The following is a 24801-nucleotide window of genomic DNA, read 5'->3' on the forward strand; positions in this document are numbered from 1 at the left end:
GGGCGTGCCCGCGTCAGTCCAGCAAGGCCTGTGCCGGCGCGTTCCGGGACGTCATCGCCCCGAGGGCGAAGGCCAGCGACGAGGCCGCGACGAGCGCCGATGCGTGGGCATCGGCCTGCGCCTGGCGCGCATCGAGAAGCCCGGTTTCCGCCGCCGTCGCGTCGGTCAGCGTCCCCACACCGTTGCGATAGGCCTCGAAGGCGGCGTCATAGGTCACCTTCGAGGCGTTGACCAGCTCGCTTGCGGCGTCGTGCGCCTCCAGGGCCGAGCGCAGCGTGTCCACCGCCACGACGATCTCGCGCACGGCGGTGTCGCGGGTCTTCTCGAAGGTCGCCTGTGCCGCGTCGGAGACCGACTGGGCATTGCGCCGCCGGGCCATCCGCACGCCCCCGTCATAGATCGGGATGGTCACGCCAACGAGCACGCCCGACGACGTGGCCTCCGTACCGACCGCCGGCAGGTTGCCGCTCTGCAGGCCGATCTGGTCGTAGGCCGCCACCGCGCCGAGATAGACCTTGGGCATGAAGTCCGCATCCGCCGCGCGCACATTGGCCTTGCTGGCCTTGAGCTCCGCATAGCTTGCGAGAACGTCCGGCCGCCGCGACAGGGCCTCCCGGATCACCCTGTCCGTCGGCAGGGAGCGCGCCCTGGGGAGGCGCCGGTCGGCCGACGAGGCGATCTCGATCGTCGATCTCGGCGAGACGCCCATGGCGCCCAGCAGGTCCTGATAGGCGTCGCGCTGGCCGTCCTGCGCCTGAACCAGGCGAAGCTTGGACTGGGCGACGAGCTGCTTGGCCTGGGCAACCTCGATGCTGGTGCCCGTTCCGTTCCTGTATCGCGCGTCGGCGGCGTCCGCCAGGCGGCGGCTGTTGGCCAGCGTCTGCCGGGCGATCTCCAGATTGTTCTCCGCCGCGCCATAGAGATAGTAGCTGCGCGTCACAGTGTAGATCAGGGCCTGATGCGTGCCGTTGAAACTCACATTGGCCGCATGGGCATTGTGCTTGGCCGCCTTGCGCAACGCCGAACGCTGCCCGAAGTCGAAGACCAGCCATTGCAGCGCGAGGTTCGGCACGATGCCGTCGGTCGTGGTGCTCACCGTATCCGTGCCGCCGTCGAGGTCCGGCAGGGGCGTGGAAACCTTCTGCCGCCCTCCGATGACATTGGCGGTGATGACCGGCAGGAAGCTCGCCTCGGCCATGCCGACCGCCAGGGCGGCCTGGCGCGCCTCTTCCCAGGCGATGCGCGTGGAGGGATTGCGCCTTTGCGCCAGATCGATCAGCTCCGGCAGTCTGTAGACCCGCCCGGACTGGATGCCCGGCGGCACCTGCGCGACCGCCGGTTCGGACGGCACGGAGAAATCGCCCGGCGCCGATGCCGCCTCCTCGGGCGCCCAGGGCTTGTCGGGCGCTGCAGGAGCCTCGTTCAGATTGTCGCTCGCGCAGCCCCCCAGGGCCGCCATGGCGAGAAGGACAATCGAGAGCCGGACCCCCTTGCGGCATATCATGTCGACAACCTGTCTCATTCAAACCTTCGCGATCTGCTCGAGCCGGTCCAGACCGGCGCCGGGCCCGCTGCCGGAGCCCGGGGCGCTGGACGTTTCCGCCGCGTCCGATCCCGCATCCGGCGCGCCGCCGGCCTGCGCCAGCCGGTCCGCCAGCGCTCTCAGGCGCCCTGGCGTCCCGTCGGTGTCGCGTGCCGTAAGGACCAGCCGGGGGACGCATGCGCGCGCCTCCGCGACGATCTCCGCGATCCGCCCGACCTCGGCCCGCGGCGGCTGCAGGCGGCGCGGCTCGAAGGCGACCGTATCGAGGATATCCGCGGCCTCGGCGAGGCGGGCCTGCGCCTCCGCCGTCCCCGCGACCCGCGTGCCCCTCGCCTCCCGCGGCTGTGCGATCAGGCCCGCGACGGTGTGGAGCGCGGACGCCACCCTGGAGCGCACGGTCTCCATGGCGCTTTTCGGCCAGATCTGGCTGAAGATCAGATAGACGACGACATTGCCGAGCAGGATCCCGACAACCCGGTCGCTGGCCTGCGACATCTCGAAGCTCGGCCCGAAGCCGTTGAGAATGGTCAGGAGGAAGGCCAGCGCGATCTGGACGCCGGCATAGCTGATGCGCTCGCTGCCGGACGACACCCAGGCTGCCGGCAGCACGCCGGCGAACACCAGCACCATGAGCCCGCCGACCGAGGTGAGCCACGGCATGACGAAGAGGAGCGACAGGACGCCCATGCCGGCGCCGATCAGGCAGCCCGCGATCCGCAGGGCAAGTTTCCTGACCGTTTCGCCGGTGGAGCCGAGCGCGGCGACGTAACAGGTGATCATCGCCGTGTGGATCCCGCCCCAATGGATGCCGGTATATGTGAGGTAGCAGAGGATCGCCGCGATGGAGGTCTTGAGCGCGAAACGCTGATGGTCGGGATTGGTGAAGGCGTCGGGCGCCAGAAAGGGGAGCTTGCGCGGCCGGGGCGTACCGCCGCCATCGGGGGCGGCAAGCTCCTCCAGCGCCGACCAGGCCTCCGCCTCCGCCGCATCGCCTGCCGCCATGGTGCGCTCCGGCCCACCCGGTACGCGCCCGGCCTCCACATCCGCCGCCGCATGGCGCAACGCATCGCTCAGCGCCTCGCGGCGGTCTTCGGCCAGACGCTCCGGCATGGCCGAGGCGGCAAGCAGGATACGGTAGCTCGTCTCGACCGCGCCGTTCAGCCACGCAGACCGGCTCGTCGGCACCAGATGCAGCGCCGCGACGAGCTGCGTCTTCTTCAGCGCGGTGTCGTTGCCCTCGCCGAGGAGCTCCGCGAGCGCGTCCCCGTTGTCCCGGGTGCCGATCCACCGGGCGGCTTCCTCCAGCCGCTCCGCGACCTTGTTGCGGATATGGGTCTGCGCCGGAATGCCGAGCAGCAGGTTGAACCCGATCATGAGGACCATGGGCATGACGGCCATCTTCCACGCCATGAGCAGCCCCTGATCGGCGATCTGGCCGACCGGCACATCGGTCACGAGCGTCATGATGAACGCGATGATGAGGCCCACAATGGCGGCCTGCTCGCCGAGCGGCGTCGCGGAGCTGAGGAAGAGGAAGACGTAGGAGGCGGCGAACATGACCGCCAGGCGCAGCGCCGGATCGTCTATCGTGGCGCCGACGATCGGGATCATCACGACCACGACAACGGTCGCCAGGAGGATCAGGCCGACCGCCGTCACGCTCGTTTCCACCGCGTCCGGCTTCATCAGGAAGATGACCAGATAGCAGCTGATCGCCGATTCCGGGATCTTCAGGAGCATGGCGGTCGCCGCGACGAGCGCGCACAGCAAGGCGACCCGCCACGCCATCCCGGCCCGGCCGGGCGCGGGCTGCAGGTCGCGCCAGGCCTGCCGGGCAATCGCCGGCCAGGGGCTGTCAGCAGCGTTCGTCATGATGCACGATCGAAACGGCCGAGGCGCCGACGCGCATGAGCTCGGCGGGTGGGTCGATCAGCCTGATCCGCACCGGGAACCGCTGCTGGACGCGGACCCAGTCGAGCGACTTCGGAACGATGGGCAGGGTGCTCGGCAGATTGATCTGGTCCTTGGAGCTGACACCCCAGCCGATCCCCTCAACGACGCCCTCGATCTCGCGTTTCCGGTCGGCCAGCGCATAGACGGTCGCGCAGTTGCCCACCGCGATATCGGGCAGGGTGGTCTCCGTATAGGCCGCGCTCGCGAACCAGGCACCGGTATCGATGAGCGTGAACACCGATTGGCCCGGCAGCACATATTCCCCCGCCGACACGGTGAGGCCGACCACGCGCCCGTCATGGGGGGCGCGGATGACCGTGTTGGCCAGCTCGTGCTCGGCGATGGCGAGCGCGGCGCGCCGCGCCCGGACCAGGGCCTCCGCCGCCTCCTCGTCGCTGACCAGGGCCTCCGCCGCCTCCGCCTGCCGCAGGGCCTCGTTGAGACTGACCTCCGCATCCCGCTTGGCCGTGCGGGCATCGTCGATCTGCTGGGCCGACACGTAGCCCTTCGGCTGCATCGGAAGGAGGCGTTCGAGCGTCTGGGTGGCGAGCTCGAGATTGGCGCGCGCGCGCTCGACCTGCTCGGCGGCGATGGCCGCATTGGCCTGCTCGGCGCGAATGGTCCGCGACTTGTCGTTCTGCGCGGCCTCGGCGATGGCAAGGTCGGCCCGCGCCTGGTCGACGGCCAGCTTGAAGGCCCGGTCGTCGAGCGTGAGCAGCACCTCGCCCTTCTCGACGAGATCGTTCTCCCGGACGGCGATGGTGCCGATGCGGCCGGCGATGGACGGGGCAATGTGCACGACATCCGCGCCGAGCGTGACGTCGTCCGACATCGGATTGGCGCTGGAGACCCGATAGCTGCGGTATCCAAGCGCGGCGGCACCGGCGATGATCGCCACGCTGATCGCGACGCCGGCGATCCTCGCGCTACGGGCTTTGAGGCTCAGGGCCATCGCCTAGCGCCCCACCGTCGCCAGAAGGAACAGGAAGGCAAGCCCGACCGCCATGCTCATATAGACGGCCACGCGCCAGCGCAGGATATCGTCGAGCCCTGTCGCGACGAAGGCGACGCGCACGAGGACGGTCACGACCGTGCCGGCGAAGATGCACAGCAGCCATGCCGGAAAGAAGCTCCCGAACATCGGCACCGATGGCGCCGCGGCCATGGCCGCATTGGGGGCGAGCAGCCCGCCGGCCAGCACGAATGCCGTCCATCGCGGAGACCGGGTTGTATCGCTGAAACCTCGCTGCAATGAGCCCCCCGCTCTGATTGCATTACCGGTGACAGATCTCCCCAGGTGGAGAATGCCGGACATGTCGTCGTCGGATCGCGCGCTATGGGGTGTCTGGGGAATGAGCCTGTCTGGATCGTTGCCGTCCATCGCCCCGGCAACAGGCCGGAACGCCTCACAATTTCGTCCATGCGGGTTAAGTTTCGGATAACGGGCCCGGCAGCCTTCCGGGCGCGGCGCTCCGCAGAGGGGCGTCAGCCGCCGGCCTTCTGCGCGATCTCGCGCGCGGCCTCGAGCAGCCTGGGGACGTAGCGTTCCTCCAGCTGCTCCATGGAAACCGCGTTGCGGGCGACGACGATATTGAGGCAGCACCTGAGCACGCCATGCACGAAGACGGGTACGCCCGCGCCCGCTTCCGACGAGAAGAACTCGCCCGACTGCAGCCCGTATCCACGCCGTCTCGTGGTCTCGACGATGGTCGCCAGGCGCTCGGGATCCTTCATGAGGCTTTCCGATTCCTCCGAATGGGGGCGCTCGAAGCGCAGGAGGCGCTGTCTCGCCTCCTCGTCGCAAAAGGCGAGCCAGGCGCGCCCCGTGGCGGAGATCGTGAAGGGGATCTGCGAGCCCGGCCCCCGGTGGCGGACGACGGCGAATGTGGCGTCGCGCGCATTCGTGTCGGCGATGACGAGCCTGTCGTCGCGGCAGACCACGATGTCGGAGGGCCAGCCGAGCTCGGCGCGCAGGCGCGCCACCGTCGGCTGGGCGAGCATGACGATCTCATCGTCGGCGTCGTATCCGCTGGACAGGGCGAGCGAACGCAGACCCACGGCATATTCGCGGCGCTGCGCGTCATAGCTGGCGAACCCCGCCGAACACAGCGTCTCCAGCATGCGCAGCGTCGTCGCCTTGGAGATGCCGGTGCGCTTGTGAATGGCGGTCAGGCCCGCGGGCCCGATCGCATTGAGGGCCTCGAGCACCTCCAGCACCCTGAGGGCGGCGGTAACCGGCTTGTAGACCAAGCTGCGTTCATCCTTCTCGTTGCGGTCCCGCCCGGCGCGGCCCGGGCATGCCCGTCCTGACTACAACAGCCGGCCGCCGACGGGAAGCCGCCGGCCGTATCCCGGCCCGGCCGCTCACATCACGCCGGGCAGCCACAGGGAGAGCTCCGGCCAGGCGACCAGAAGGGCGATCACGACCGCCTCGCAAACCAGGAACCAGCCGAGCCCCGCGAAGATCTGGTTGAGCGACACCGCGTCCCCCACCACGTTCTTCACGACGAAGGCGTTCATCCCGACCGGCGGGGTGAGCAGCCCGACCTCGATCATCTTCACCACGAGCACGCCGATCCAGATCAGGTCGAGCCCGAGCCCGTCGAAGACGGGCAGGAAGATGGGCAGGGTGAGGAGCATGATGCCGATGGGATCGAGAAACATGCCGAGCACGAGATAGACGACGATCATCACCAGGATGACCGCTATGGTGGAGAGCTCCCAGCTCGCCACCAGATCGCCCATCAGGTTCGGAATCCCGGCCATCGCCAGGAAGCGCGTCAGCAGGATGGCGCCGATGGCGATGAAGAAGATGGAGGCGGTCGTCTCGATGGCCTCCATGACGCTCCTGACGAAGGTCTCGCGCGTCAGGCGCCCGGTCGCCAGCGCGATGAGCAGCGCGAAGGACGAGCCGAGCGCGCCGGCCTCCGTGGCCGTGGCGATGCCGGAGAAGATGCTGCCGACAATGCACACGATGAGCAGCGGCAGGGGCCAGATGTCCTTGAGCGCGGCCAGCTTCTCCGCCAGCCCGCCCCGGATCTCCGCCCTGGGCGCGAGGCCGGGATCGAGCATGCAGCGGATGACGATCATCGCCGTATAGGCGACGGCGGTGATCAGCCCCGGCACGATTCCCGCCACGAGCAGCGTGCCGATGGGCTGCTGCGTGTACCAGCCATAGAGCACGAAGGCGATGGAGGGCGGGATGAAGGCACCGAGCGTGCCCGATGCCGCGATGGTGCCCGTCGCCAGCCCCTTGTTGTAGCCGAAGGACAGCATCTCCGGGATGGCCAGCCGGCCCATCGCGGCGGCCGTCGCAAGACTCGAGCCGGACGCGGCGGCAAAGCCGGCGGACGCGAAGTTCGACGCCACGGCAAGCCCCCCGGGCAGCGGATTGAACCACAGGCGGGCAGCGGCATAGAGCGAGCGCGTGAGGCCCGTGTGATAGGTGAGCGCGCCCATCAGGAGGAACATCGGGACGGCGGACAGCGACCAGGACGCGGCAAAATCGAACGGCAGGGAGCCGAGCATGCCGAAGGCCGGCCGGGTCCCGCGCAGGGCGATGATGCCGCCGAGCGAGACGGTCGGCAGGGCGATGCCTATGGGAACGCGCGCGGCCAGCAGCACGAACAGGATGGCCACGGCGATGAGGGCGATTGACGGTCCGTCCATGGAATGTCCTCTCTGACGCCGCGACGCGGTTCACTGTGCGGGCGGAAGGTCGCGCGGGGCGGCCCCATCGTCCGGCCGCGCATCCGCCCCCTCCTGCGGCAGCCACCGCCGGCCGGTGAGGCCGAACCGCAGGTCGTCGGCGGCGAGCAGGACGAGCCACGCCAGCATGAAGACGCAGCCCGCGGGCACCAGCCAGCGCGCGGGCCACACCTCCACATAGCCGAACGCCGTCTCCCAGGTTTCGCGGATCCGTGTCTGATGGGCCGCCTCGGCGGTGGTGAACCACACGAGCAGCGCGAGATAGACGACGCCGAGCACGCCGCCAAACGCGTCGAACAAGGCGCGCCGGGACGCGGTGAGCTTTTGCGTGAAGAGGTCCACCCCGATATGGCCGCGCTTGCGCGTCACGAAGCCGAGCGGCAGGAAGATGAGCGCCACCATGTAGAAATGCGACACCGCCTCGAGCGTCAGCGGTATGGGGAAGTTGAACAGGTACTTCGAGGCCACATCGAGGGAGACCTGGACCATCATCGCGACGACCGCGAGGATCGACAGCCCGACGATCGCGGAGTTCACCCGGTTCAACCAGCGATATGCAAACCGCATTTGCGTCCCCCGCACCCTGTGTCGCAGGTCCCGCGCCCGGCCGGGCGGATGCCGGCGCTCAGAACTCGGCCCTGGAGAAGATCTCGCGGTCGAGCGCGTCCGCGAACGCCGCCTCGTCGTCGCCCGTTTCCGCAACGATCCTGCGCCATTTGTCGACGAGCGCCATGAAGGTCTCGACGCGCTCGGCGGCCCCGTCCAGGCCGGCCTCCTCGGCGGTGGCGACGGTGTTGGCGATCTCGCCGTCGCGGAACTCGGCGAGCGCCTCCGTGAGCTTCGGGTCGGGCTCGACGAGCGCGACGCCCTTGCGCTCCGCCTCAGCGAGCGCCTCCCCGCTCTGGGTGCGATAGGCGAACAGCGCGTCGGCGACGAGCTTCGCGAGATTGCCGCGGATCGCCGCCCTCTGATCCTCCGGCAGCCCGTCGAAGGTCGCCTTGTTCATGTAGAGGAGCCCGGCATTGAAATAGCTCCCCATCGGCAGGTCGATGATATTGGTGACGACGTCGCTCAGATTATAGGACTCCAGCCATGCCGCGGAGGCGACGGAGCAGTTTGCCTGACCGCGCTGCAGGGCCTCGTAGACCTCCGAGCTCGGGATCGTGACCGTGGTGGCGCCGAAGGTCTCCACGAGCACCCCCATGCGCCCGCTGGCGCGCGTCTTCTTGTTCTGGAGGTCGTCGTAGCCGCGCGTGTCGTCGGCGCACATGAGCAGATAGGGGTCGGGCGCGTAGTAGGCGAGCGAGACGAGGTCCTTGTCCGCGCGTTCCGTCCGGCAGGCCTCGCAGGCGACGAGCTGCATCTCGTTGGCCGCCGCGGCGAAGACGATGAAGTCGTCCGTCAGGGCGATCATGTCCCCGAACATCGAGGTGACCGGAAGTTCCTGGCGGGTATAGATGTCGAGCACGAGGCCGGAGTCGACGATGCTGTCCTCGATGATCTGGACCGCTTCCTTCACGCTGCCCATCGTGCCGCCGGGGATGAGCTCCCAGCGCAGTGCGCCGCCGGTATCCTCCGCGACCCGTTCGAAGAAGGGAGCCAGGGCCTTCTCGTGGATCACATGGGGGGCGGGAAGCGAGCTGCCATAGGTCAGGCTGGTCTCGGCGCGGGCCGCGCCCGGCACGGCGCCCGCGGCGAATGCGGCAGCCGCCGCGGCGGCGAGAACTGTCTTGCGGAACATCGGCGGTCTCCTCTGGGCTGCCCCTTCGGACAGTGTTAGGTTCATTAGATGAACCATTGGTTCTAATTATAGATTGCGCATTGAACGGCGCCGTGTCAACGGTCCGGCGACAGCGTCTGTTCCGGTTGACAAAGGGCATCCTCGGACGCTTGATTTACAAAAGAAACCAACGGTTCATTTAATGAACCAAATTGCCGGATGGAGTCGATGCAAGACGCTTCAGTGAAGACCGCCCGTTCCCTTGCCGTCGCCTGCGAGAAGGCCCCGCGCGGGGCAGCAGGGGCATGGCCGTGACGAACCACCCGCTGGCGTCGGCCGCCGCGATGGAGATGCTGGCGGCGGACGGAACGGCGGCGGACGCGACGGCGGCCGCCCTGTTCGCGCTGACCGTCGTGGAGCCGATGATGGTGGGCATCTTCGGCGGCGGCGCCGCCGTCATCCGCAGTGCCGACGGCCGCGAGACGGTGATCGACGGGCTGTGCACGGCGCCGGCCGCAGCGCGGCCGGACATGTTCACGCCGGTCTCCGACGACTGGCCGGACTACATGGAAACCGTCGGCCGCGAGAACCGCGTCGGCATCCGGTCCATCGCCGTTCCGGGCAATCTCCTGGCCTGGTGCGAGCTGGTCGAGGAATATGGCCGGCTGCCGCTCCGCCAGATCCTCCAGCCGGCCATCCGCCATGCCGAGCAGGGGTTCGCGGTGACGCCCTATCTGGCCAACTGCATCGCCGAGCATGCGCAGGATCTGGCGCGGAACCCGGACATCGCCGCCCTCTTCCTTCCCGGCGGAAAGCCGCTCTCGGCGGGCGAGCGGCTGGTGCAGGCCGACTATGGGCGCACCCTGCGCCGGATCGCGGAGGAGGGTCCCTCCGTCCTCTATGCGGGCGCGCTCGGCCGGCAGATCGCGGATCATCTGGGCGGCGCGGGCTCGCCCATGACGATGGCGGATCTGGAGGCCTATCGCACGAAGCACCGCCAGCCGGTGCGCGGCTCCTATCGCGGCTACGACCTCATCGGCCCGCCGCCGCCCTGCTCCGGCGGCGTGCATGTCATTCAGATGCTCAATCTCATGGAGGCCTACGACATCCGGGCCTCGGGCTTCGCGACGCCCGAAACGCTCCATCTGGCGATCGAGGCCATCAAGATCGCCGCCTCGGACCGGCGCGCGGCGACCGCCGACCCCGATTTCGTCGCCGTGCCGGTGGAGCGGCTCCTGTCGAAGACCTATGGCGACCGGCGCCGCGCGGAGATCGATCCGGCGGCGGCCACCGCCTTCGAGCCCCAGGTGCTGGCGAACGAATCCGACAACACGACCCATGTGACCGTGGCCGACGGCGAGGGCAACATCGTCACCTCCACACAGACGATCAACAGCCTGTTCGGCGCCCGGGTCGTCATTCCCGGAACGGGCATCATTCCCAACAACTACATGTATCTGTTCGACCCGCATCCGGGCCATGCGCTCTCGCTGGAGCCGGGCAAGCGTATCACGAGCGGCATCTCCGCCTTCATCGCGCTGCAGGACGGCAAGCCGGCCTTCGCGCTCGGCCTTCCCGGGGCCCACCGCATCCCCTCATGCGTCTTCCAGGCGATCATGAACATCGTCGATCACGGCATGACGCTGCAGCAGGCCGTCGAAGCGCCGCGCGTCTTCACCCAGGGCCAGGCCGTAGAGATCGAGCGCGGCATACCGGAGGAGACGCGCAGCCGGCTCGCCGGGCTCGGCCACCAGATCGTCGATGTCGCCCATGTCGGCGGCGGCATGTGCGCCATCGCCTTCGAGGACGGCATGCTGGAGGGGGCGGCCTGCTGGCGCGCCGACGGCACGCCCATGGGCATGGGCGGCGGACTGGCCCGCGAGGGCGTCAGCTTCTGGCCCGACCCGACACGCCGCCCGCGCCCGGCATGAGCGGAAGGCACCCCCCTCCATCGGCCGGGCCGGAGCACCTTGTCGCTCGCGATGTCGGGAGATGCGCGACCGACCTGCAACCGGGCAGGCACGTCCGACTGCAGGTCGATGGGTCCGGCATGCCGGAGCGGACCGTCCGGCGCCCGGCCGGATGCAAGCCTGCTCCGGGGCGCCCGGCTTAGCCCGGCCTTTGCTCGCGCTTCAATATCTCGGCAATATCGCCCAGCCTGACCGATCCGTTGCCGACCTGGGTCAACCCCTTCTCAGGGTGATTGGTGATCTTCAGCATCGTCTTCTGGCTGTCCTTAAACACATCAAACACCGCATTCGGCACGAGAAACACATCCCGCATGCCAGCGCTACTACCCGCTTTCGTCAACCTGATCAGATCCCCCAGCTTCTTCGACACGGTAGAGGAGGCCTTTAGGCCCTTTACGACGGCGCCGGCAGCGCTACCGGGAGCCGGCCCGGCATAGCTGAACCTGAGTCCCAGGTTAGCGATTTGCTTCAGGGCGCGAGTGCCGTAGTCGTTAGCCTGATGCACTCCGGGTTTGACGCCTGGATCCTTCACGAAGCCTGCGAATATGGGGTTGTCCCCAAAGTCGTCGGGATGTGAGGGGCGCTCGGTCGCGACCTCCTCCGACCAGTCTTCCGGCTTCGTCCACCAGTCTTCCGGCTTCTCCGGCCGTTGTTCCGGGTTCTTCAACCAGTTTTGCGAGATGTTCTCTATGATCTCGTTGGCATTAGCAGTCAGTGTGTCATAGATGCCGCTCTGCGATCCCCTGAAGACGATCGGCCTGACCCCGCCCCCCTGTCGGAAAACAGGTAGGTCCCCAGGGAGACGGCGCAAGCGCTGTCGGGTCGCGCTGGGGGATGAGCGAAAACCAGTCCCCGGCCAGATATAGCGGGTCGGTCAGGCGCTCCACCGTGACCCCCGCCTCGGTGGGAATGATCGTGAGGCGCTCAGGCACCCTTACGGTTTGCGTCGCGACGCTGGTCTCGCCAGACGTGCCGGGATTTCCGGCCACCATTGCGGGGCGGGTCGCTCCCCCGGTATTGGTCAGCCCACTGAATGCGGTTTGCGTGGACGTCGTGCTCGTCGACCCCGCAGTCGCGATGAGTTCGCCATCGTATGGCGCCAGGACGACAGGCTGGCCAGTTACGCTGGAAATATATGGCTCCCTGACGCTTCCCGCGAGCGTGACCCGGCCATCGGCCGTGCTGCCTTCGCTGGCCGTTTCGAAAACGTCTTCGGCACTGCCTTCGCTGGCCGTCTCGAAAGCATCTTCGGCGCTGCCTTCGCTGGCCGTCTCGAAAGCGTCGTCAGACGCCTCGCCGGCCGTTTCAGCGATAGCGCGCAGCACTTCGCCGGTGCCTGCCGCGCCGATTCCCAGCGCCGCGATACCGGCCCCTAACCACTTACCGGCACCGCCAGCGCCGGCGGCCGATGCCGCAGCGCCGGCGCCCGACGCCTCACCGGCGCCAGCAGCGCCGGCGCCCGATGCCGCAGCACCGGCGCCCGACGCCTCACCGGCACCGCCAGCGCCGGCGCCCGATGCCGCAACACCGGCGCCCGACGCCTCACCGGCACCGGCAGCGCCGGCGCCCGGCATCAAAACGGCCGCGCCGGCGCCCGGCGCCAGGACGGCGGTACCGGCACCGAGGCCCAGCACCAGACCGGCGGTATCGTCGTCATCGCGCCCTTCACCGGCGGAAGCGCCGGCGCCCGGCGCCGGGACGGCGGTAGCCCCGTCTTGCCGCGCTTCGAAGGCGGCGTTGACGGCATTGACCACGTCATCGGCGGTGGTATCGTCGTCCACGACCCCTTCGCCGATATAGAAATCTCCCCTCGACTCAAAGAAATCGACGAACCCTTCGTCCCCCACGGGAACGACAAAATCGTCCGACTCCCCCCTGGCAGCCGCTTCCGCCATCGTCGCCTGCGCTGGCGAAACAAGGCCCAGCTCTTCTTCAGGGGTTACGAATTCCCCGCGAAACGCGACCGTCTGGCCGAACTGACGCTTGACCCGCGCAGGCTGCCCGGCATCATTCTGCTGGAGTTGTGCCAGCTTCGCGTCGAACGCCCGATCCTCCCCGGATGGATCGGACTGCCCCTGCTCCTCTGTGCCGGCGAATGCCTGGCGATTACTCAGATAGCCACCATCTATGGTTGACATCGATTGACCCCTTCAGGATTTGATTATTCCCAAAGGGACGCCAGACCCGACTGCTATCGGGAACTATGTTTTTCCAATGCCGCCCCCGCGCCGGCCTGAAAGCGCCGGTTGCCCTGTTGGATAGCTGTCCTTACTTTTTCGCGGATCGCAACAGGCCGGCATGGCTCAAACGGATCGACCTGTAACCGGACAGGCACGTCCGACCGCTGGTCGATGGGTCCGGCATGCCGGAGCGGCCCGTCCGGATGCAAGCCTGCTCCGGGGCGCACGGCTTAGCCCGGCCTTTGCCCTCGCTTCAATATGTAGGCAATCACGCCCAGCTTGACCGATCCGTTGCCGACCTTGGTCAACCCCTTCTCAGGGTGATTGGTGATCTTCAGCATCGTCTTCTGGCTGTCCTGATGAGCTTGTATGAACCTGGCCATGTCCGCCGGCGCCTTCGCATACTTGCTGGTGTTCCTCGCTTTTATCAACCCGATCAGACCCGTCACCTTCTTCTGCACGGTGGAGGAGGCCTTTAGGCCCTTTAAGGCGGCGCCGACAGCGCTACCGGGAGCCGGCCCGGCATAGTTGAACCTCATTCCCAGATTGGCGATTTGCTTTAGGGCGCGAGTGCCGGAGTCGTTAATCAGATGCAGTCCGGGTTTGGCGCCTGGATCCTTCACGAAGCCTGCGAATATGGGACGGTCCCCATACTCGTGAATCGGGGGGCGCTCGCTCGTGGCATCCTCCGACCAGTCTTCCGGCTTCGTCCACCAGTCTTCCGGCTTCTCCGGGCGGCTGTCCGGGACGCTCTCTATTGTCTCGCCGGCATTGGCAGCCAGTGTCTCATAGATGGCGCTCTGCGATCCCCTGAAGACGATCGGCCTGACCCCGGCACCCCTGTCGGAAAGCAGGTAGGGGCCCCAGGAAGACGGCACAAGCGCTGTCGGGTCGCGCTGGGGGACGACCGAAAACCAGCCCCCGTCCACATATACCGGGTCGGTCAGGCGTTCCGCCGTGACCCCCCCACGGGCATGATCGAGGGGCGCGGAGGCGCCTGTACGGTTTGCGTCGCGACGCTAGACGTGCCGCCATTTCCGGCAGACGTGCCGCCATTTCCGGCCACCATTGCGGGGCGGTTCGCTCCTCCGCTATTGGTCAGCCCGCTGAGTTCGGTTTGGGTAGAAGTCGTGCTCGTCGACCCCGCAGGCGTCTCACCTGCCGTTGTAGAAGTCGTGCCCGTCGACCCCGCAGGCGTCTCACCTGCCGTTGTAGAAGTCGTGCTCGTCGCCCCCGCAGGCGTCTCGCTGCGCGATTGAGCGGCAGCGGTCAGCACTCCGCCGACGCCTGCCGTGAAGCCTCCCAGCACCGTAACAAAGATCTCTCTCCAGCCTTCGGCGCTAGAAGCTGCGACGCCCGATGCCACAGCACCCGCGCCCAAGGCCTCACCGACATCGGCAGCGACGGCGCTGGCCCCCGACGCCTCACCGGCAGCTCCGGCGCCAGCGCCAGAGGCCGAAGCACCCGCGCCCGACGTCTCACCGGCAGCTCCGGCGCCAGCACCAGAGGCCGAAGCACCGGCCCCCGATGCCTCACCCGCAGCTCCGGCGCCAGCACCAGAGGCCGAAGCACCGGCCCCCGACGCCTCACCGGCAGCTCCGGCGCCAGCGCCAGAGGCCGAAGCACCGGCCCCCGACGCCTCACCGGCAGCTCCGGCGCCAGCGCCAGAGGCCGAAGCACCGGCGCCAGAGGCCGCAGCGCCCGCGCCCGACGTCTCACCGGCAGCACCGGCGCCAGCGCCAGAGGCCGAAGCACCCGCGCCCGACGTCTCACCGGAAGCACCGGCGCCAGCGCCAGAGGCCGAAGCGCTGGCCCCCGACGTCTCACCGGAAGCACCGGCGCCAGCACCAGAGGCCGAAGCACTGGCCCCCGACGTCTCACCGGCAGCTCCGGCGCCAGCACCAGAGGCCGCAGCACCGGCCCCCGACGCCTCACCGGAAGCACCGGCGCCAGCGCCAGAGGCCGAAGCGCCGACCCCCGACGCCTCACCGGAAGCACCGGCGCCGGCGGCGGTACCGGCACCGAGTCCCAGCACCAGACCGGGGTATCGTCGTCATCGCGCTCTTCACCGTCAGCGCCGGCGCTCGACGTCGAAGGTCCCGATTGCTCGTCGGCTGTGATGATCGAGACCAGCCCATTGGGGCCGGACTCGAAGATCGGAAGCCGGGACGAGGCATCCGACGCCTCACCGGCAGCACCGGCGCTCGATAGCGAAAATGGGGTATCTCCAACTTCGCCGATGGTGCCCCTCCCATCGGGGGAGAGCACTGTGACGGGCGGCTGGCGTTTGTCCCGCGCCCGCTGTCCGGTGTCTTGCTGCTGGAGCTGCGCCAGCTTCGCTTCGAACGCCCGATCCTCCCCGGATGGATCGGAGTGCCCCTGTTCGCTTGTGCCTGCGAATGCCTGGCGATGACTCAGATAGCGTCCATCTACGGTTGACATCGATTGACCCTTTCAGGATTTGTCCACCGCCAATGGCAGTCAGCCCCGCGACTATCGGGAACTATGTTTTTCCAATGCCGCCCCCCGCGCCGGCCTGAAAGCGCCGGTCGCCCTGTCGAATGGCTGTCCTTCTTTTTCGCGGATCCCAACAGGCCGGCATGGCCCAAACCGATCGACCTGCAGCCGGGCAGACACACCCGGTTGCAGGTCGATCGGCCCCGAGGCATTCAGGTGGCCCGTCTCGCGCGCCGTTCCTGTGCGGGCCCGCTGCCGACGGATGGCTATCCCCGGTTCGGCAGCGCGCGCAATGTCTCGGCGATATCGCCAAACGTCGCCGAGTCTGTCCCGACCAGGGTCAGCCCGTCCTCGGGATATTGCGAGATCTTCAGCATTGTCTTCTGGCTGGCGCTCGCAACGTCCTTTGCCGCCGGTGTCAGAGACCTTATCTGCTTCAGCTTGGACACCAGAGACGACCCGCTTTTCCCGGCCTTTGCGAAAAGGCTCGACAAGGACTGCGAGGCATGGCCGGGCGTATCGAAGGCAATTTCCGCGCTCGGAAAGCCGCCGGTCCTGATCGACAGGCCGACGACCTGCCGGCAGACCTTGACGGCGATATCCCGACCCGACATCGTCGGGGGCCTCGCCGCACCGCGGTCCGCCACGAACCCGGCATATATGGAGCGGGGGCCTCGCTCGCCTCGGGGAAGTCCTCTCCCGGCTTTCGCGGTTCGTACGCAATGACCTTGCTGGCGTTTTTGTCCAGTGTGTCATAGATCTTGCTCTCGGTTCCCCGGAACGCGATCGGTTTGGCGCCGGCCCCCTTATCCGACAGGAGAAAGGTTCCCCGGCTCGAGTCTCTAAGCAGAACGGGCTCGCTCCGGGTGACGAGCGAGCCGGCCGGCCCCTTCTCCAGGACCGGGGCGGACAAGCGCTGCACCGTCACCCCCTCGCCAAGATCGAGAGGACCGCTGACTCTGGTCCGCGGCGCCGCGTTTACGCCTGCGGTCGCAACATCGGTGTCCGCCGCCGCCGTATCTGCGCCTGTGGCCGAAGCGCTTTCCGGCACATCCTCAGCGCTCGATGTCGAGAATCCGGAATCTGCGGATGATGTAGTGACATTGACCCGCCCATCGGGGGTGGTCTTTGTGAAGGGGGACTGGCGTTTGTCCCGCACCAGCTGTCCGGTGTCTTGCTGCTGGAGCTGCGCCAGCTTCGCGTCGAACGCCCGACCCTCTCTGGATGGATCGGAACGTCCCCGTTCCGCTGTGCCCGAGAATGCCTGGCTATTGCTCGGAGAGCTTCTATCTATGACTACCATCGATTGACCCTTTCAGGATTTGTGCATCGCCCAATGGAAGCCCGGCCCGGCCACTATCCGGAATTATGTTTTCCCAATGCCGCCCCCCGCGCCGGCCTGAAAGCGCCGGTCGCCCTGTCGAATGGCTGTCCTTCTTTTTCGCGGATCGCAACAGGCCGGCATGGCTCAAACGGATCGACCTGCAACCGGACAGACACACCCGGTTGCAGGTCAATCGGTCCCGAGGCATTCAGGCGGCCCGTCTCGCGCGCCGTCCCTGTGCGGGCCCGCTGCCGACGGATGGCTATCCCCGGTTCGGCAGCGCGCGCAATGTCTCGGCGATATCGCCAAACGTCGTCGAGTCTGTCCCGACCAGGGTCAGCCCTTCCTCGGGATATTGCGAGATCTTCAGCATTGTCTTCTGGCTGGCGTCCACAAGGCCCTTTGCCGCTTGCGCCAGGGACTCCAGCCCCTGCACATTGGACGCCAGAGACGCACCGCCCATTCCGAAAATGTTCGACAAGAGCTGCGAGACATGGCCGGGTGTATCGGGGGACCCCGCCGCACCGCGGTCCGCCACGAACCCAGCATATATGGAGCGGGTGTCCTCGCTCGCCTCGGCGAAGTCCTCTCCCGGCTTTCGCGGCTCGCGCTCGATGACCCTGCCGGCGTTTTCGTCCAGCGTGTCATAGATCTCGCTCTCGGTTCCCCGGAACGCGATCGGTTTGGCGTCGTCCCCACTCTCCGACAGGAGATAGGCTCCCCCGTTCGAGGCGGCAAGCGGAACGGGCTCGCTCTGGGGGACGGGCGAGCCGGCCGGCCCCTCCTCCAGGACCGGGGCGGACAAGCGCTGCGCCGTCACCCCCTCGCCAAGCTTGAGAGGACCGCTGACCGTGGTCTGCGTCGCGGCGTCGGCACCTGCGGTCGAAACGCTTTCCGACACATCCTCAGCATTCGATGTCGAGGATCCCAATGGATCTCCGATATTGGGAGGATTGACCCGCCCATCGGGGGAGATATATCCGGGCCTCTGCGATATCGGTGTCGGAGACGCGGAGATATTCCCGCCCCCGTTAGTAGCATCGGCCGCTGCCGCCGCGCCAGCCCCTGCGGCCGAAGCGCTTTCCGACACATCCTCAGCGTGCGATAGCGAAAATGCGGTATCTCCAACTTCGCCGATGGCGTTCCTCCCATCGGACCCGACCATTATGATGGGTCCCTGGCGTTTGTCTCGCACCAGCTGCTGTCCGGTGTCTTGCTGCTGGAGCTGTGCCAGCTTCGCTTCGAACGCCCGATCCTCGTTGGATGGATCGGAATGCGCCCGGTCCTCTGTGCCCGAGAATGCCTGGCTATTGCTCGGAGAGCTTCTCTCTATGGCGACCATCGATTGACCCTTTCAGGATGTGTCCACCGCCAATGGGAGCCAGCCCCCGGCACTATCGGGAACTATATTTTTCCAATACCGTCCGCGTCACCGGCCTGAAAGCGCCGGTCGCCCTGTCGAATGGCTGTCCTTCTTTTTCGCGGATCCCAACAGGCCGGCATGGCTCAAACGGATCGACCTGCAACCGGACAGACACACCCGGTTGCAGGTCAATCGGTCCCGAGGCATTCAGGCGGCCCGTCTCGCGCGCCGTCCCTGTGCGGGCCCGCTGCCGACGGATGGCTATCCCCGGTTCGGCAGCGCGCGCAATGTCTCGGCGATATCGCCAAACGTCGTCGAGTCTGTCCCGACCAGGGTCAGCCCGTCCTCGGGATATTGCGAGATCTTCAGCATTGTCTTCTGGCTGGCGTCCGCAAGGCCCTTTGCCGCTTGCGCCAGGGCCCCCATCCTCTTCAGCTTGGACACCAGAGATGCCCCGCCCTTCCCGGCCTTTCCGAAGAGGTTCGACAAGAGCTGCGAGACATGGCCGGATGTATCGAGGGACTCCGCAGTAATCTCCGCACTCGGAATGCCGCCGGTCCTGACCGACAGGCCGGCGGCATTCCGGAAGACCTTGACGGCGGCATCCTGAACCGGCGTCGTTAGGGTCCCCGCCGCACCGCTATCCGGCACGAACCCGGCATATATGGAGCGGGAGCCCTCGCTCGCCTCGGCGAGTTCCTCTCCCGGCTTTCGCGGCTCGTGCTCGATGACCCTGCCTGCGTTTTCTTCCAGGGTGTCATAGATCTTGCTCTCGGTTCCCCGGAACACGATCGGTTTGGCGCCGGCCCCCTTATCCGACAGGAGAATGGTTCTCCGGCTCGACGAGAGGACAAGCGGAACGGGCTTGCTCTGGGAGACGAGCGAGCCGGCCGGCCCCTTCTCCAGAACCGGGGCGGACAAGCGCTCCGCCGTCACCCCCTCGCCAAGCTTGAGACGACCGCTGACCGTGGTCTGCGGCGCCGCGTCTACGCCTGCGGTTGCAACGTCGGCGTCCGCTGCCGCCGCGCCGGCACCTGCGGTCGAAGCGCTTTCCGTCACATCCTCAGCGCTCGATGTCGAGTATCTCAATTGATCTCCGACATTGGGGGGAATGACCCGCCCATCGAGGGTAATAATTTCGGGCCTCTGCGATATCGGTGTCGGAGACGCGGAGGTAGTCCCGCCTCCGCCAATAGCACCGGCCTCCCCCGCCTCCTCGGCAACGGCACCGGCCTCCGCCGCGCCCTCGGCACCGGCTTCCACCGCGCCCTCGGCAACGGCACCGGCTTCCGCCGCTTCGGTGACGGCGGCACCCGTTTCCGTGCCTGCTTCTATCAGTTCTCCGATACCCTCAAATAACGCACCGAGCTGGCGCTTGTCTCGCACCTGCTGCTGTCCGGTGTCTTGCTGCTGGAGCTGTGCCAGCTTCTCTTCGAACGCCCGATCCTCGTTGGATAGATCGGAATGCCTTCGGTCCTCTGCGCCCGAGAATGCCTGGCGATGACTCAGATAGCGTCCATCTATGGTTGACATCGATTAACTCCTTCAGGATGTGTCCACCGCCAATGGGAGCCCGCCCCCGACACTATCGGGAACTATATTTCCCCAATACCGTCCGCGTCGCCGGCCTGAAAGCGCCGGTAGCCCTCGGCGCGCAGCATGCAGGCGGGGCAGGTGCCGCAGCCGAAGCCCCAGTCGTGGCGCCGCCCGCGCTCGCCCAGATAGCAGGTGTGGCTGTCCTCCACGATCAGGTCGACAAGGCCGCGCCCGCCGAGCTCTTCCGCAAGCCGCCAGGTGGCCGCCTTGTCGATCCACATCAGCGGCGTCTCCAGCACGAAACGGCGGTCCATACCGAGATTGACCGCCACCTGAAGCGCCTTGATCGTGTCGTCGCGGCAATCGGGATAGCCCGAATAGTCCGTCTCGCACATGCCGCCCACAATGTGCTTCAGCCCGCGCCGGTAGGCGAGCGCGGCGGCGAAGGTCAGGAAGATCAGGTTGCGCCCCGGCACGAAGGTGTTGGGCAGGCCGGACGCCTGCGTCTCGATCTCCACCGCGCGGGTGAGCGCGGTGTCGGAGACCTGTCCGAGCGCATCGAGGCCGATCGTGCGGTCCTCGCCGAGCCGCTCCGCCCAGGCCGGCTTCAGGGCCTTGAGCCCATCGCGGATGCGGTCGCGGCAGTCGAGCTCGATCCGGTGGCGCTGGCCATAGTCGAACCCCACCGTCTCCACGGTTGCGAAGCGTTCGAGGGCCCAGGCGAGGCAGGTGGCGGAGTCCTGCCCGCCGGAGAAGAGAACCAGGGCGCCCGCGTCATGTGCCATCGTATTCCGCCCTCGACATCGGGGTTTCGTGGACCACCACGCGCGACAGCGCCGGCAGCAGCGGCTTCACGCGGTCGTGGATCCAGATCGCGATATGTTCCGCGGTCGGGTTCTCCAGACCGTCGATCTCGTTGAGGCAGTGGTGGTCCAGCCGCGCGAGCAGCGGCCCGAACGCCGCCTCCACGTCGAAGAAGTCGACGACGAAGCCCGTCGCCGGGTCGACAGGGCCTTCCAGATGCAGGTCCACCCGGTAGGAATGGCCGTGCATCCGGTGGCAGCGATGGTTCTCCGGCACATGGGGCAGGCGGTGGGCGGCCTCGAAGGTGAAGGCCTGCACGATCTTCATGGGATCCCTATAATCTTGTGGGTCTGAAGGCTGAGCCGCCATTGCGGGTGATCGAGGCAATAGGCGACGGCGGCCGCGGTGTTCGCGGCGAGATCGGGTCCGTCCATCGGCTGGAGCCAGTAATGGCGGAAATCGAGCGCGGGAAGCGCGTCCGGCATCAGGCCGGGCTGGGGAAAGACGAGCTTGAGCTCGTCGCCCCGGCGGGCGACCAGGGCCGCGCCGGCCTTGGGGCTGACGCAGATCCAGTCCACCCCCGGCGGCGGCGCGAGCGTGCCGTTGGTCTCGATGGCGACCGTGAAGCCCTTCGCGCGGACCGCGGCCAGGAGGGCTTCGTCGAGCTGGAGCAGCGGTTCCCCGCCGGTGAAAACCACATAGCGGGCGGTCTCGCCCGTCCCCCAGCATCGCGCGATGGCATCGGCCAGCGTGCCCTGATCCGCGAACCGTCCGCCGCCGTCACCGTCGGTGCCGACGAACTCGGTATCGCAGAAGCGGCATATCGCCGTGTCGCGGTCCGCCTCCCGGCCGGACCACAGATTGCAGCCGGCAAAGCGGCAGAAAACCGCGGCCCGGCCGGCCTGCGCGCCCTCGCCCTGCAGGGTCTTGAACAGCTCCTTGACGGCATAGCTCATCGCCGCGCTCCCCTCGCGGGAGGACGGCCCGCTTCCTTCCGCGGGCCGTCGGGCGGTGAACAGGCCTCCATTGCGTGATCCGGCATCGTGTTTCCAGTCTCGCGGGCAACGGGACGCCACCGGCGCGTCACCGCGCCGGGCATCCCGGGATGCCTTCTCTACTGCGCGAGGAAATCGTCCAGCAAGCCGAAACTGGGGCGGCCGGTGGAGCCGGAGCCTGCGAGGCCCCACCGGAACCGCCATCCGGAACGCGTCCCTGGAGGGCATTTCGTGAACTCATGCTCACTCAATGCCCTCCAGTTCCCCGTAGTGCCGCGCTTTCGTACCGGAAAAGCGGTCTCCACTTTTCCTGAAAGCGCTCTATGCCTTCTGTCCGGCCGCGCCGCCGCGCGTTGGCCGGCGCACGGCCCTTATCGTTCCGCTGCCCCCGCCGCCGCAGAGGAACCGGCCGTTGCCATCGGCCTCGAGCCCCGACACGCCCGTTCCCGCCGGCATGTCGAGCTGTACGAGAACCTCGCCGGTTTCGGGGTCGATCCGCCTGATATCGCTCTCCTCGCCGTCCCAGGTCCCGTGCCAGAGCTCGCCGTCGGTCCAGGTGACCCCGGTGACGACACGTTCGGACTCGATGGTGCGCAGGATCTCGCCCGTCTCCGGATCGACCTGATTGATCTTCCGCTCCCGGTACTGCCCGACCCACAGGCTCCCCTCGGCCCATGCGAGCCCGGAGTCCCCGCCGCCTCCCGGCGCCGGGATCGTGGACAGCACGCGGCCGGTCTCCGGGTCGATCTTGTGGATACGGTCCTCCGCGATCTGGAACAGATACCGGCCGTCGAAGGCCGTTCCCGCATCCGCGGCGGCCTCGATGGTGCGCACCGGGTTCCCGCTCTCGGGGTCGACGGCGATCAGCGTCTCGCCGGCCGCGAACCAGACATGCCGGCCGTCATAGGTGACCCCGTGCACCTTGTCGGCATTGGGAAATGGCCCGTATTCGCGGAGGATCTCGGCTGGTGAGCGTTTCATGGTCATTGTCCCTTCGGTTGGAAATCGTGAATGACACCAGCCTAGTCGCTCGGCAGCGGGCCCGGGAGTAACAAGGTCGTCGTGAAACCCGGCAGGGGCGGGGTCGTCCACCGCCGTGCCCGCCCGCGCCCGTAAGCCTGCACCTTGCCCGCCGCTGCCAGATCCTCCAGGGCGCGCTGCACGGTCCGCTGGCTCATGCCCAGGGCAAGCGCCAGGGCCGAGCTCGACCAGGCCTCGCCGTCGGCAAGGAGGGCGAGCACGCCCCCATGCTCCTCCTCCATGGGCGGCGCCAGAACGACGACGCCGTCCGCCGCGCGCGGCGTGAGCGCGAAGCCGCGCCTCGTCGCCTCCACGCCGGCCAGTCCCCGAAGCGCCGCGCGAAGCCGTCCGATCTCGACGCGCAGCCGCGCGCGGTGCGAGTCGTCGGCGTGTCTTGCCCGGAAGGTCCGCGCAAGAAGCTCCTCCCTCGAGGCATCCGCCGGCCACGCCTCGGCCAGCACGCGGGCAAGGGCGAACAGCACGGGGCGCGTCGCGAGCGGGACGCAGACGGTTCCCCCGCGCACCGCGTAACGGCAGGCATCCACGACGAGCGCCCCCGACGCGAACAACGCCTCGACCTCCTCCAGCAGGAGGCGCCGCTCCCCGCCCTCCGCGATCAGGCGTGCCGCTGGCGTGTCGAGGACGAGGCGGGCGCGGTCGACCTCCGCTGAGAGCACGGGAATATCCGCCTCGCGCGCGATGCGCCCGGCCCGGGCGAGCGCCTCGCGGGCCGGCTGCGTCCTCAGCCGGCGGATCGCGAGCCCCGCGGCGATGAGCTCGTGAGCGGCCCTCGACAAGGGCGGCAGCGCCGTGCCGTCGATCCCGGAGAACATCCGCTCGGCCTCCGCGACCCGCCCGGTCAGGAGCAGGCGCCGGACCTCCAGATGCCGGGCATGGGTGGCGTTGACGCGGTCGCCATGGGTTTCGAGCGTCTCGCGCGCCGAGCCGAGCGCCTTCGCCGCCCAGCCGAGATCGCGCGAGACGAATGCGATCTCGGCCTCCGCGACCACGCATCGCGCGCGCGCCACAGCCTCCTTCGGCCCGAATGCGCGTGCCGCGCTCTTGAGGAGCGCCCTCGCCCGGTCGAGATCGCCGAGCCGCGCCATCGCGATGCCGCGAAGCGCGAGCGCCGGCGGATCGTCGCGCAGGGCGACCCGCTTCAGCGCGCCGAGGTGGTCCCCGGCGGCGAGCGCACGGGCCGCGGCGGTGATTATCGAGTCCATCCGGATCGGGACCTCAATCGCGTCACACTTGTCACTCCCGCCATCGCGATGGCCGGCGCTACCTTTCTCCCCACGATCATCGACTGTATCGGAAACGGCACGAAAAAACCGAAGGAAGGAGCCGGACCAATGACGAAGACCGAAACACGGACCGCCGCCGGAGCCGGCGCTGGACACCGCCGCATCGTGTCCCGGGACGACTGGCTCGTCGAGCGCAAGAGACTGCTCGCGCGCGAAAAGGAGCTGACACGGCTCGGCGACCGGATCGCCCGCGACCGCCGCGCCCTGCCGTGGGTGCGTGTGGAGAAGGCCTACGCCTTCGACACGCCCGGCGGCCGGCGCACGCTCGGCGATCTCTTCGACGGGCGCCGCCAGCTTCTGGTGCAGCATTTCATGTTCGCCCCGGGGTGGGAACAGGGCTGTCCGAGCTGTTCCTTCATGGCCGACCATATTGACGGCATGAGCGTGCATCTGGAGCATCGCGACGTCTCCCTCGTCGCCGTCTCGCGCACGCCCCTGGCCGATATCGAGCGCTTTCGCGACCGCATGGGCTGGCGCTTCAGGTGGGTGTCGTCCCATGGCAGCGATTTCAATTACGACTTCGGCGTCAGCTTCACGCCGGAGGAGGTGGCCAAGGGCGCGCTCCACTACAATTACGGCACGTGGCCCCACGCGCACGAGGAATGGCCCGGCATCAGCGCCTTCTACAGGAACGATGCCGGCGAGGTCTTCCATACCTATTCGACCTATGGCCGCGGCGTGGAGGCGATGATGGGCACCTACAGGATGCTCGACCTCATGCCCTGCGGCCGCAACGAGAGGGATGTGGAGCACAAGATGGAATGGGTGCGCCACCACGACCGCTACGAGGAGGCCCCGGCGAGTTCGGCCGACGGTTCGGTCGACGGCCTGTTCGACACGTTCCGGGGCTAAATACCGGGGGCAGGCATGAAAAAGCCGCCGCGATCGGCGATCGCGGCGGCAGTGCGTATGGACGCTCCGACG

At 67.8% G+C, this 24801-nt stretch carries 21 protein-coding genes; 2 read left to right on the top strand and 19 right to left on the bottom strand.

The features are described 5' to 3' along the window. Positions 1 to 13: 13 nt before the first annotated feature. From HW532_RS10075 to HW532_RS10110, 8 genes are all read right to left on the bottom strand, one after another. Entirely contained in the window at positions 14 to 1522 is a 1509-nt protein-coding gene (locus HW532_RS10075; protein ID WP_246479838.1) for a TolC family protein, read from the bottom strand. Continuing rightward, positions 1523 to 3415: an FUSC family protein gene (locus HW532_RS10080; RefSeq protein WP_213164241.1), complete on the bottom strand. Its 1893-nt coding sequence runs from the start codon at positions 3413 to 3415 to the stop codon at positions 1523 to 1525. It abuts the gene before it with no gap. Next, positions 3399 to 4448, bottom strand: coding sequence for a multidrug transporter subunit MdtN (gene mdtN / locus HW532_RS10085; protein ID WP_213164242.1), 1050 nt, complete (start codon positions 4446 to 4448; stop codon positions 3399 to 3401). The genes HW532_RS10080 and mdtN overlap by 17 nt, the downstream gene beginning before the upstream one ends. A gap of 3 nt (positions 4449 to 4451) precedes the next feature. Then, positions 4452 to 4697 carry a YtcA family lipoprotein gene (locus tag HW532_RS10090; protein ID WP_246479840.1) on the bottom strand — a complete coding sequence of 82 codons (246 nt, stop codon included), beginning with the start codon at positions 4695 to 4697 and terminating at the stop codon, positions 4452 to 4454. 284 nt (positions 4698 to 4981) lie between these two features. Continuing rightward, on the bottom strand, positions 4982 to 5746 hold the full coding sequence (locus HW532_RS10095) for an IclR family transcriptional regulator domain-containing protein (protein WP_213164243.1): 765 nt from the start codon (positions 5744 to 5746) through the stop codon (positions 4982 to 4984). Positions 5747 to 5860: 114 nt separating this feature from the next. Further along, entirely contained in the window at positions 5861 to 7165 is a 1305-nt protein-coding gene (locus HW532_RS10100) for a TRAP transporter large permease (protein WP_213164244.1), read from the bottom strand. 30 nt (positions 7166 to 7195) lie between these two features. Beyond that, entirely contained in the window at positions 7196 to 7771 is a 576-nt protein-coding gene (locus tag HW532_RS10105; protein WP_213164245.1) for a TRAP transporter small permease subunit, read from the bottom strand. 58 nt (positions 7772 to 7829) lie between these two features. Further along, the gene (locus HW532_RS10110; RefSeq protein ID WP_213164246.1) at positions 7830 to 8945 is read right to left on the bottom strand and encodes a C4-dicarboxylate TRAP transporter substrate-binding protein; all 1116 of its coding nucleotides are present in this window, start codon (positions 8943 to 8945) and stop codon (positions 7830 to 7832) included. 284 nt (positions 8946 to 9229) lie between these two features. Between HW532_RS10110 and ggt the strand changes: the two genes are divergently transcribed. Further along, positions 9230 to 10855 (top strand): gamma-glutamyltransferase, encoded by a 1626-nt coding sequence (gene ggt, locus HW532_RS10115; RefSeq protein WP_213164247.1) that lies wholly within the window; start codon positions 9230 to 9232, stop codon positions 10853 to 10855. Between the two features lie 178 nt (positions 10856 to 11033). Here ggt and HW532_RS10120 read toward each other — a convergent pair whose 3' ends face one another. The 11 genes from HW532_RS10120 to HW532_RS10170 form a co-directional block, all read right to left on the bottom strand. Further along, a complete protein-coding gene (locus tag HW532_RS10120; protein WP_213164248.1) occupies positions 11034 to 11561 on the bottom strand; it encodes a hypothetical protein in 528 nt (175 codons plus the stop codon). Positions 11562 to 11613: 52 nt separating this feature from the next. Further along, a complete protein-coding gene (locus HW532_RS22365; RefSeq protein WP_213164249.1) occupies positions 11614 to 13032 on the bottom strand; it encodes a hypothetical protein in 1419 nt (472 codons plus the stop codon). A gap of 272 nt (positions 13033 to 13304) precedes the next feature. Beyond that, on the bottom strand, positions 13305 to 14003 hold the full coding sequence (locus tag HW532_RS10130; RefSeq protein WP_213164250.1) for a hypothetical protein: 699 nt from the start codon (positions 14001 to 14003) through the stop codon (positions 13305 to 13307). 1794 nt (positions 14004 to 15797) lie between these two features. Further along, on the bottom strand, positions 15798 to 16178 hold the full coding sequence (locus HW532_RS10135) for a hypothetical protein (RefSeq protein WP_213164251.1): 381 nt from the start codon (positions 16176 to 16178) through the stop codon (positions 15798 to 15800). Between the two features lie 939 nt (positions 16179 to 17117). Then, the gene (locus HW532_RS10140) at positions 17118 to 18197 is read right to left on the bottom strand and encodes a hypothetical protein (RefSeq protein WP_213164252.1); all 1080 of its coding nucleotides are present in this window, start codon (positions 18195 to 18197) and stop codon (positions 17118 to 17120) included. Positions 18198 to 18479: 282 nt separating this feature from the next. Beyond that, on the bottom strand, positions 18480 to 19751 hold the full coding sequence (locus HW532_RS10145) for a hypothetical protein (RefSeq protein WP_213164253.1): 1272 nt from the start codon (positions 19749 to 19751) through the stop codon (positions 18480 to 18482). Positions 19752 to 19813: 62 nt separating this feature from the next. After that, the gene (gene queC / locus HW532_RS10150; protein ID WP_213164254.1) at positions 19814 to 20539 is read right to left on the bottom strand and encodes a 7-cyano-7-deazaguanine synthase QueC; all 726 of its coding nucleotides are present in this window, start codon (positions 20537 to 20539) and stop codon (positions 19814 to 19816) included. After that, positions 20529 to 20885 carry a 6-carboxytetrahydropterin synthase QueD gene (gene queD / locus HW532_RS10155; protein ID WP_213164255.1) on the bottom strand — a complete coding sequence of 119 codons (357 nt, stop codon included), beginning with the start codon at positions 20883 to 20885 and terminating at the stop codon, positions 20529 to 20531. The genes queC and queD overlap by 11 nt, the downstream gene beginning before the upstream one ends. Next, positions 20882 to 21514: a 7-carboxy-7-deazaguanine synthase gene (queE, locus tag HW532_RS10160; RefSeq protein WP_213164256.1), complete on the bottom strand. Its 633-nt coding sequence runs from the start codon at positions 21512 to 21514 to the stop codon at positions 20882 to 20884. The genes queD and queE overlap by 4 nt, the downstream gene beginning before the upstream one ends. 360 nt (positions 21515 to 21874) lie before the next feature. After that, entirely contained in the window at positions 21875 to 22534 is a 660-nt protein-coding gene (locus HW532_RS10165; protein WP_213164257.1) for a Vgb family protein, read from the bottom strand. A 41-nt stretch (positions 22535 to 22575) separates the two neighbouring features. Further along, entirely contained in the window at positions 22576 to 23796 is a 1221-nt protein-coding gene (locus HW532_RS10170; protein WP_213164258.1) for a helix-turn-helix domain-containing protein, read from the bottom strand. A 129-nt stretch (positions 23797 to 23925) separates the two neighbouring features. On the opposite strand from HW532_RS10170, the gene HW532_RS10175 reads away from it, so the two are divergent. Beyond that, positions 23926 to 24729 (top strand): DUF899 domain-containing protein, encoded by an 804-nt coding sequence (locus HW532_RS10175; protein ID WP_213164259.1) that lies wholly within the window; start codon positions 23926 to 23928, stop codon positions 24727 to 24729. The last annotated feature ends 72 nt before the right edge of the window (positions 24730 to 24801 follow it).

Source organism: Kaustia mangrovi (assembly GCF_015482775.1).
GTDB lineage: Bacteria > Pseudomonadota > Alphaproteobacteria > Rhizobiales > Im1 > Kaustia > Kaustia mangrovi.

What these genes read in the sequence shown, in the direction of transcription:
- HW532_RS10075 (WP_246479838.1), bottom strand. Translation starts at nt 1,522, where the DNA reads ATGAGACAGGTTGTCGACATGATATGCCGCAAGGGGGTCCGGCTCTCG.
- HW532_RS10080 (WP_213164241.1), bottom strand. Translation starts at nt 3,415, where the DNA reads ATGACGAACGCTGCTGACAGCCCCTGGCCGGCGATTGCCCGGCAGGCC.
- mdtN (WP_213164242.1), bottom strand. Translation starts at nt 4,448, where the DNA reads ATGGCCCTGAGCCTCAAAGCCCGTAGCGCGAGGATCGCCGGCGTCGCG.
- HW532_RS10100 (WP_213164244.1), bottom strand. Translation starts at nt 7,165, where the DNA reads ATGGACGGACCGTCAATCGCCCTCATCGCCGTGGCCATCCTGTTCGTG.
- HW532_RS10105 (WP_213164245.1), bottom strand. Translation starts at nt 7,771, where the DNA reads ATGCGGTTTGCATATCGCTGGTTGAACCGGGTGAACTCCGCGATCGTC.
- HW532_RS10110 (WP_213164246.1), bottom strand. Translation starts at nt 8,945, where the DNA reads ATGTTCCGCAAGACAGTTCTCGCCGCCGCGGCGGCTGCCGCATTCGCC.
- ggt (WP_213164247.1), top strand. Translation starts at nt 9,230, where the DNA reads ATGGCCGTGACGAACCACCCGCTGGCGTCGGCCGCCGCGATGGAGATG.
- HW532_RS22365 (WP_213164249.1), bottom strand. Translation starts at nt 13,032, where the DNA reads ATGTCAACCATAGATGGTGGCTATCTGAGTAATCGCCAGGCATTCGCC.
- HW532_RS10140 (WP_213164252.1), bottom strand. Translation starts at nt 18,197, where the DNA reads ATGGTCGCCATAGAGAGAAGCTCTCCGAGCAATAGCCAGGCATTCTCG.
- HW532_RS10145 (WP_213164253.1), bottom strand. Translation starts at nt 19,751, where the DNA reads ATGTCAACCATAGATGGACGCTATCTGAGTCATCGCCAGGCATTCTCG.
- queC (WP_213164254.1), bottom strand. Translation starts at nt 20,539, where the DNA reads ATGGCACATGACGCGGGCGCCCTGGTTCTCTTCTCCGGCGGGCAGGAC.
- queD (WP_213164255.1), bottom strand. Translation starts at nt 20,885, where the DNA reads ATGAAGATCGTGCAGGCCTTCACCTTCGAGGCCGCCCACCGCCTGCCC.
- queE (WP_213164256.1), bottom strand. Translation starts at nt 21,514, where the DNA reads ATGAGCTATGCCGTCAAGGAGCTGTTCAAGACCCTGCAGGGCGAGGGC.
- HW532_RS10165 (WP_213164257.1), bottom strand. Translation starts at nt 22,534, where the DNA reads ATGAAACGCTCACCAGCCGAGATCCTCCGCGAATACGGGCCATTTCCC.
- HW532_RS10170 (WP_213164258.1), bottom strand. Translation starts at nt 23,796, where the DNA reads ATGGACTCGATAATCACCGCCGCGGCCCGTGCGCTCGCCGCCGGGGAC.
- HW532_RS10175 (WP_213164259.1), top strand. Translation starts at nt 23,926, where the DNA reads ATGACGAAGACCGAAACACGGACCGCCGCCGGAGCCGGCGCTGGACAC.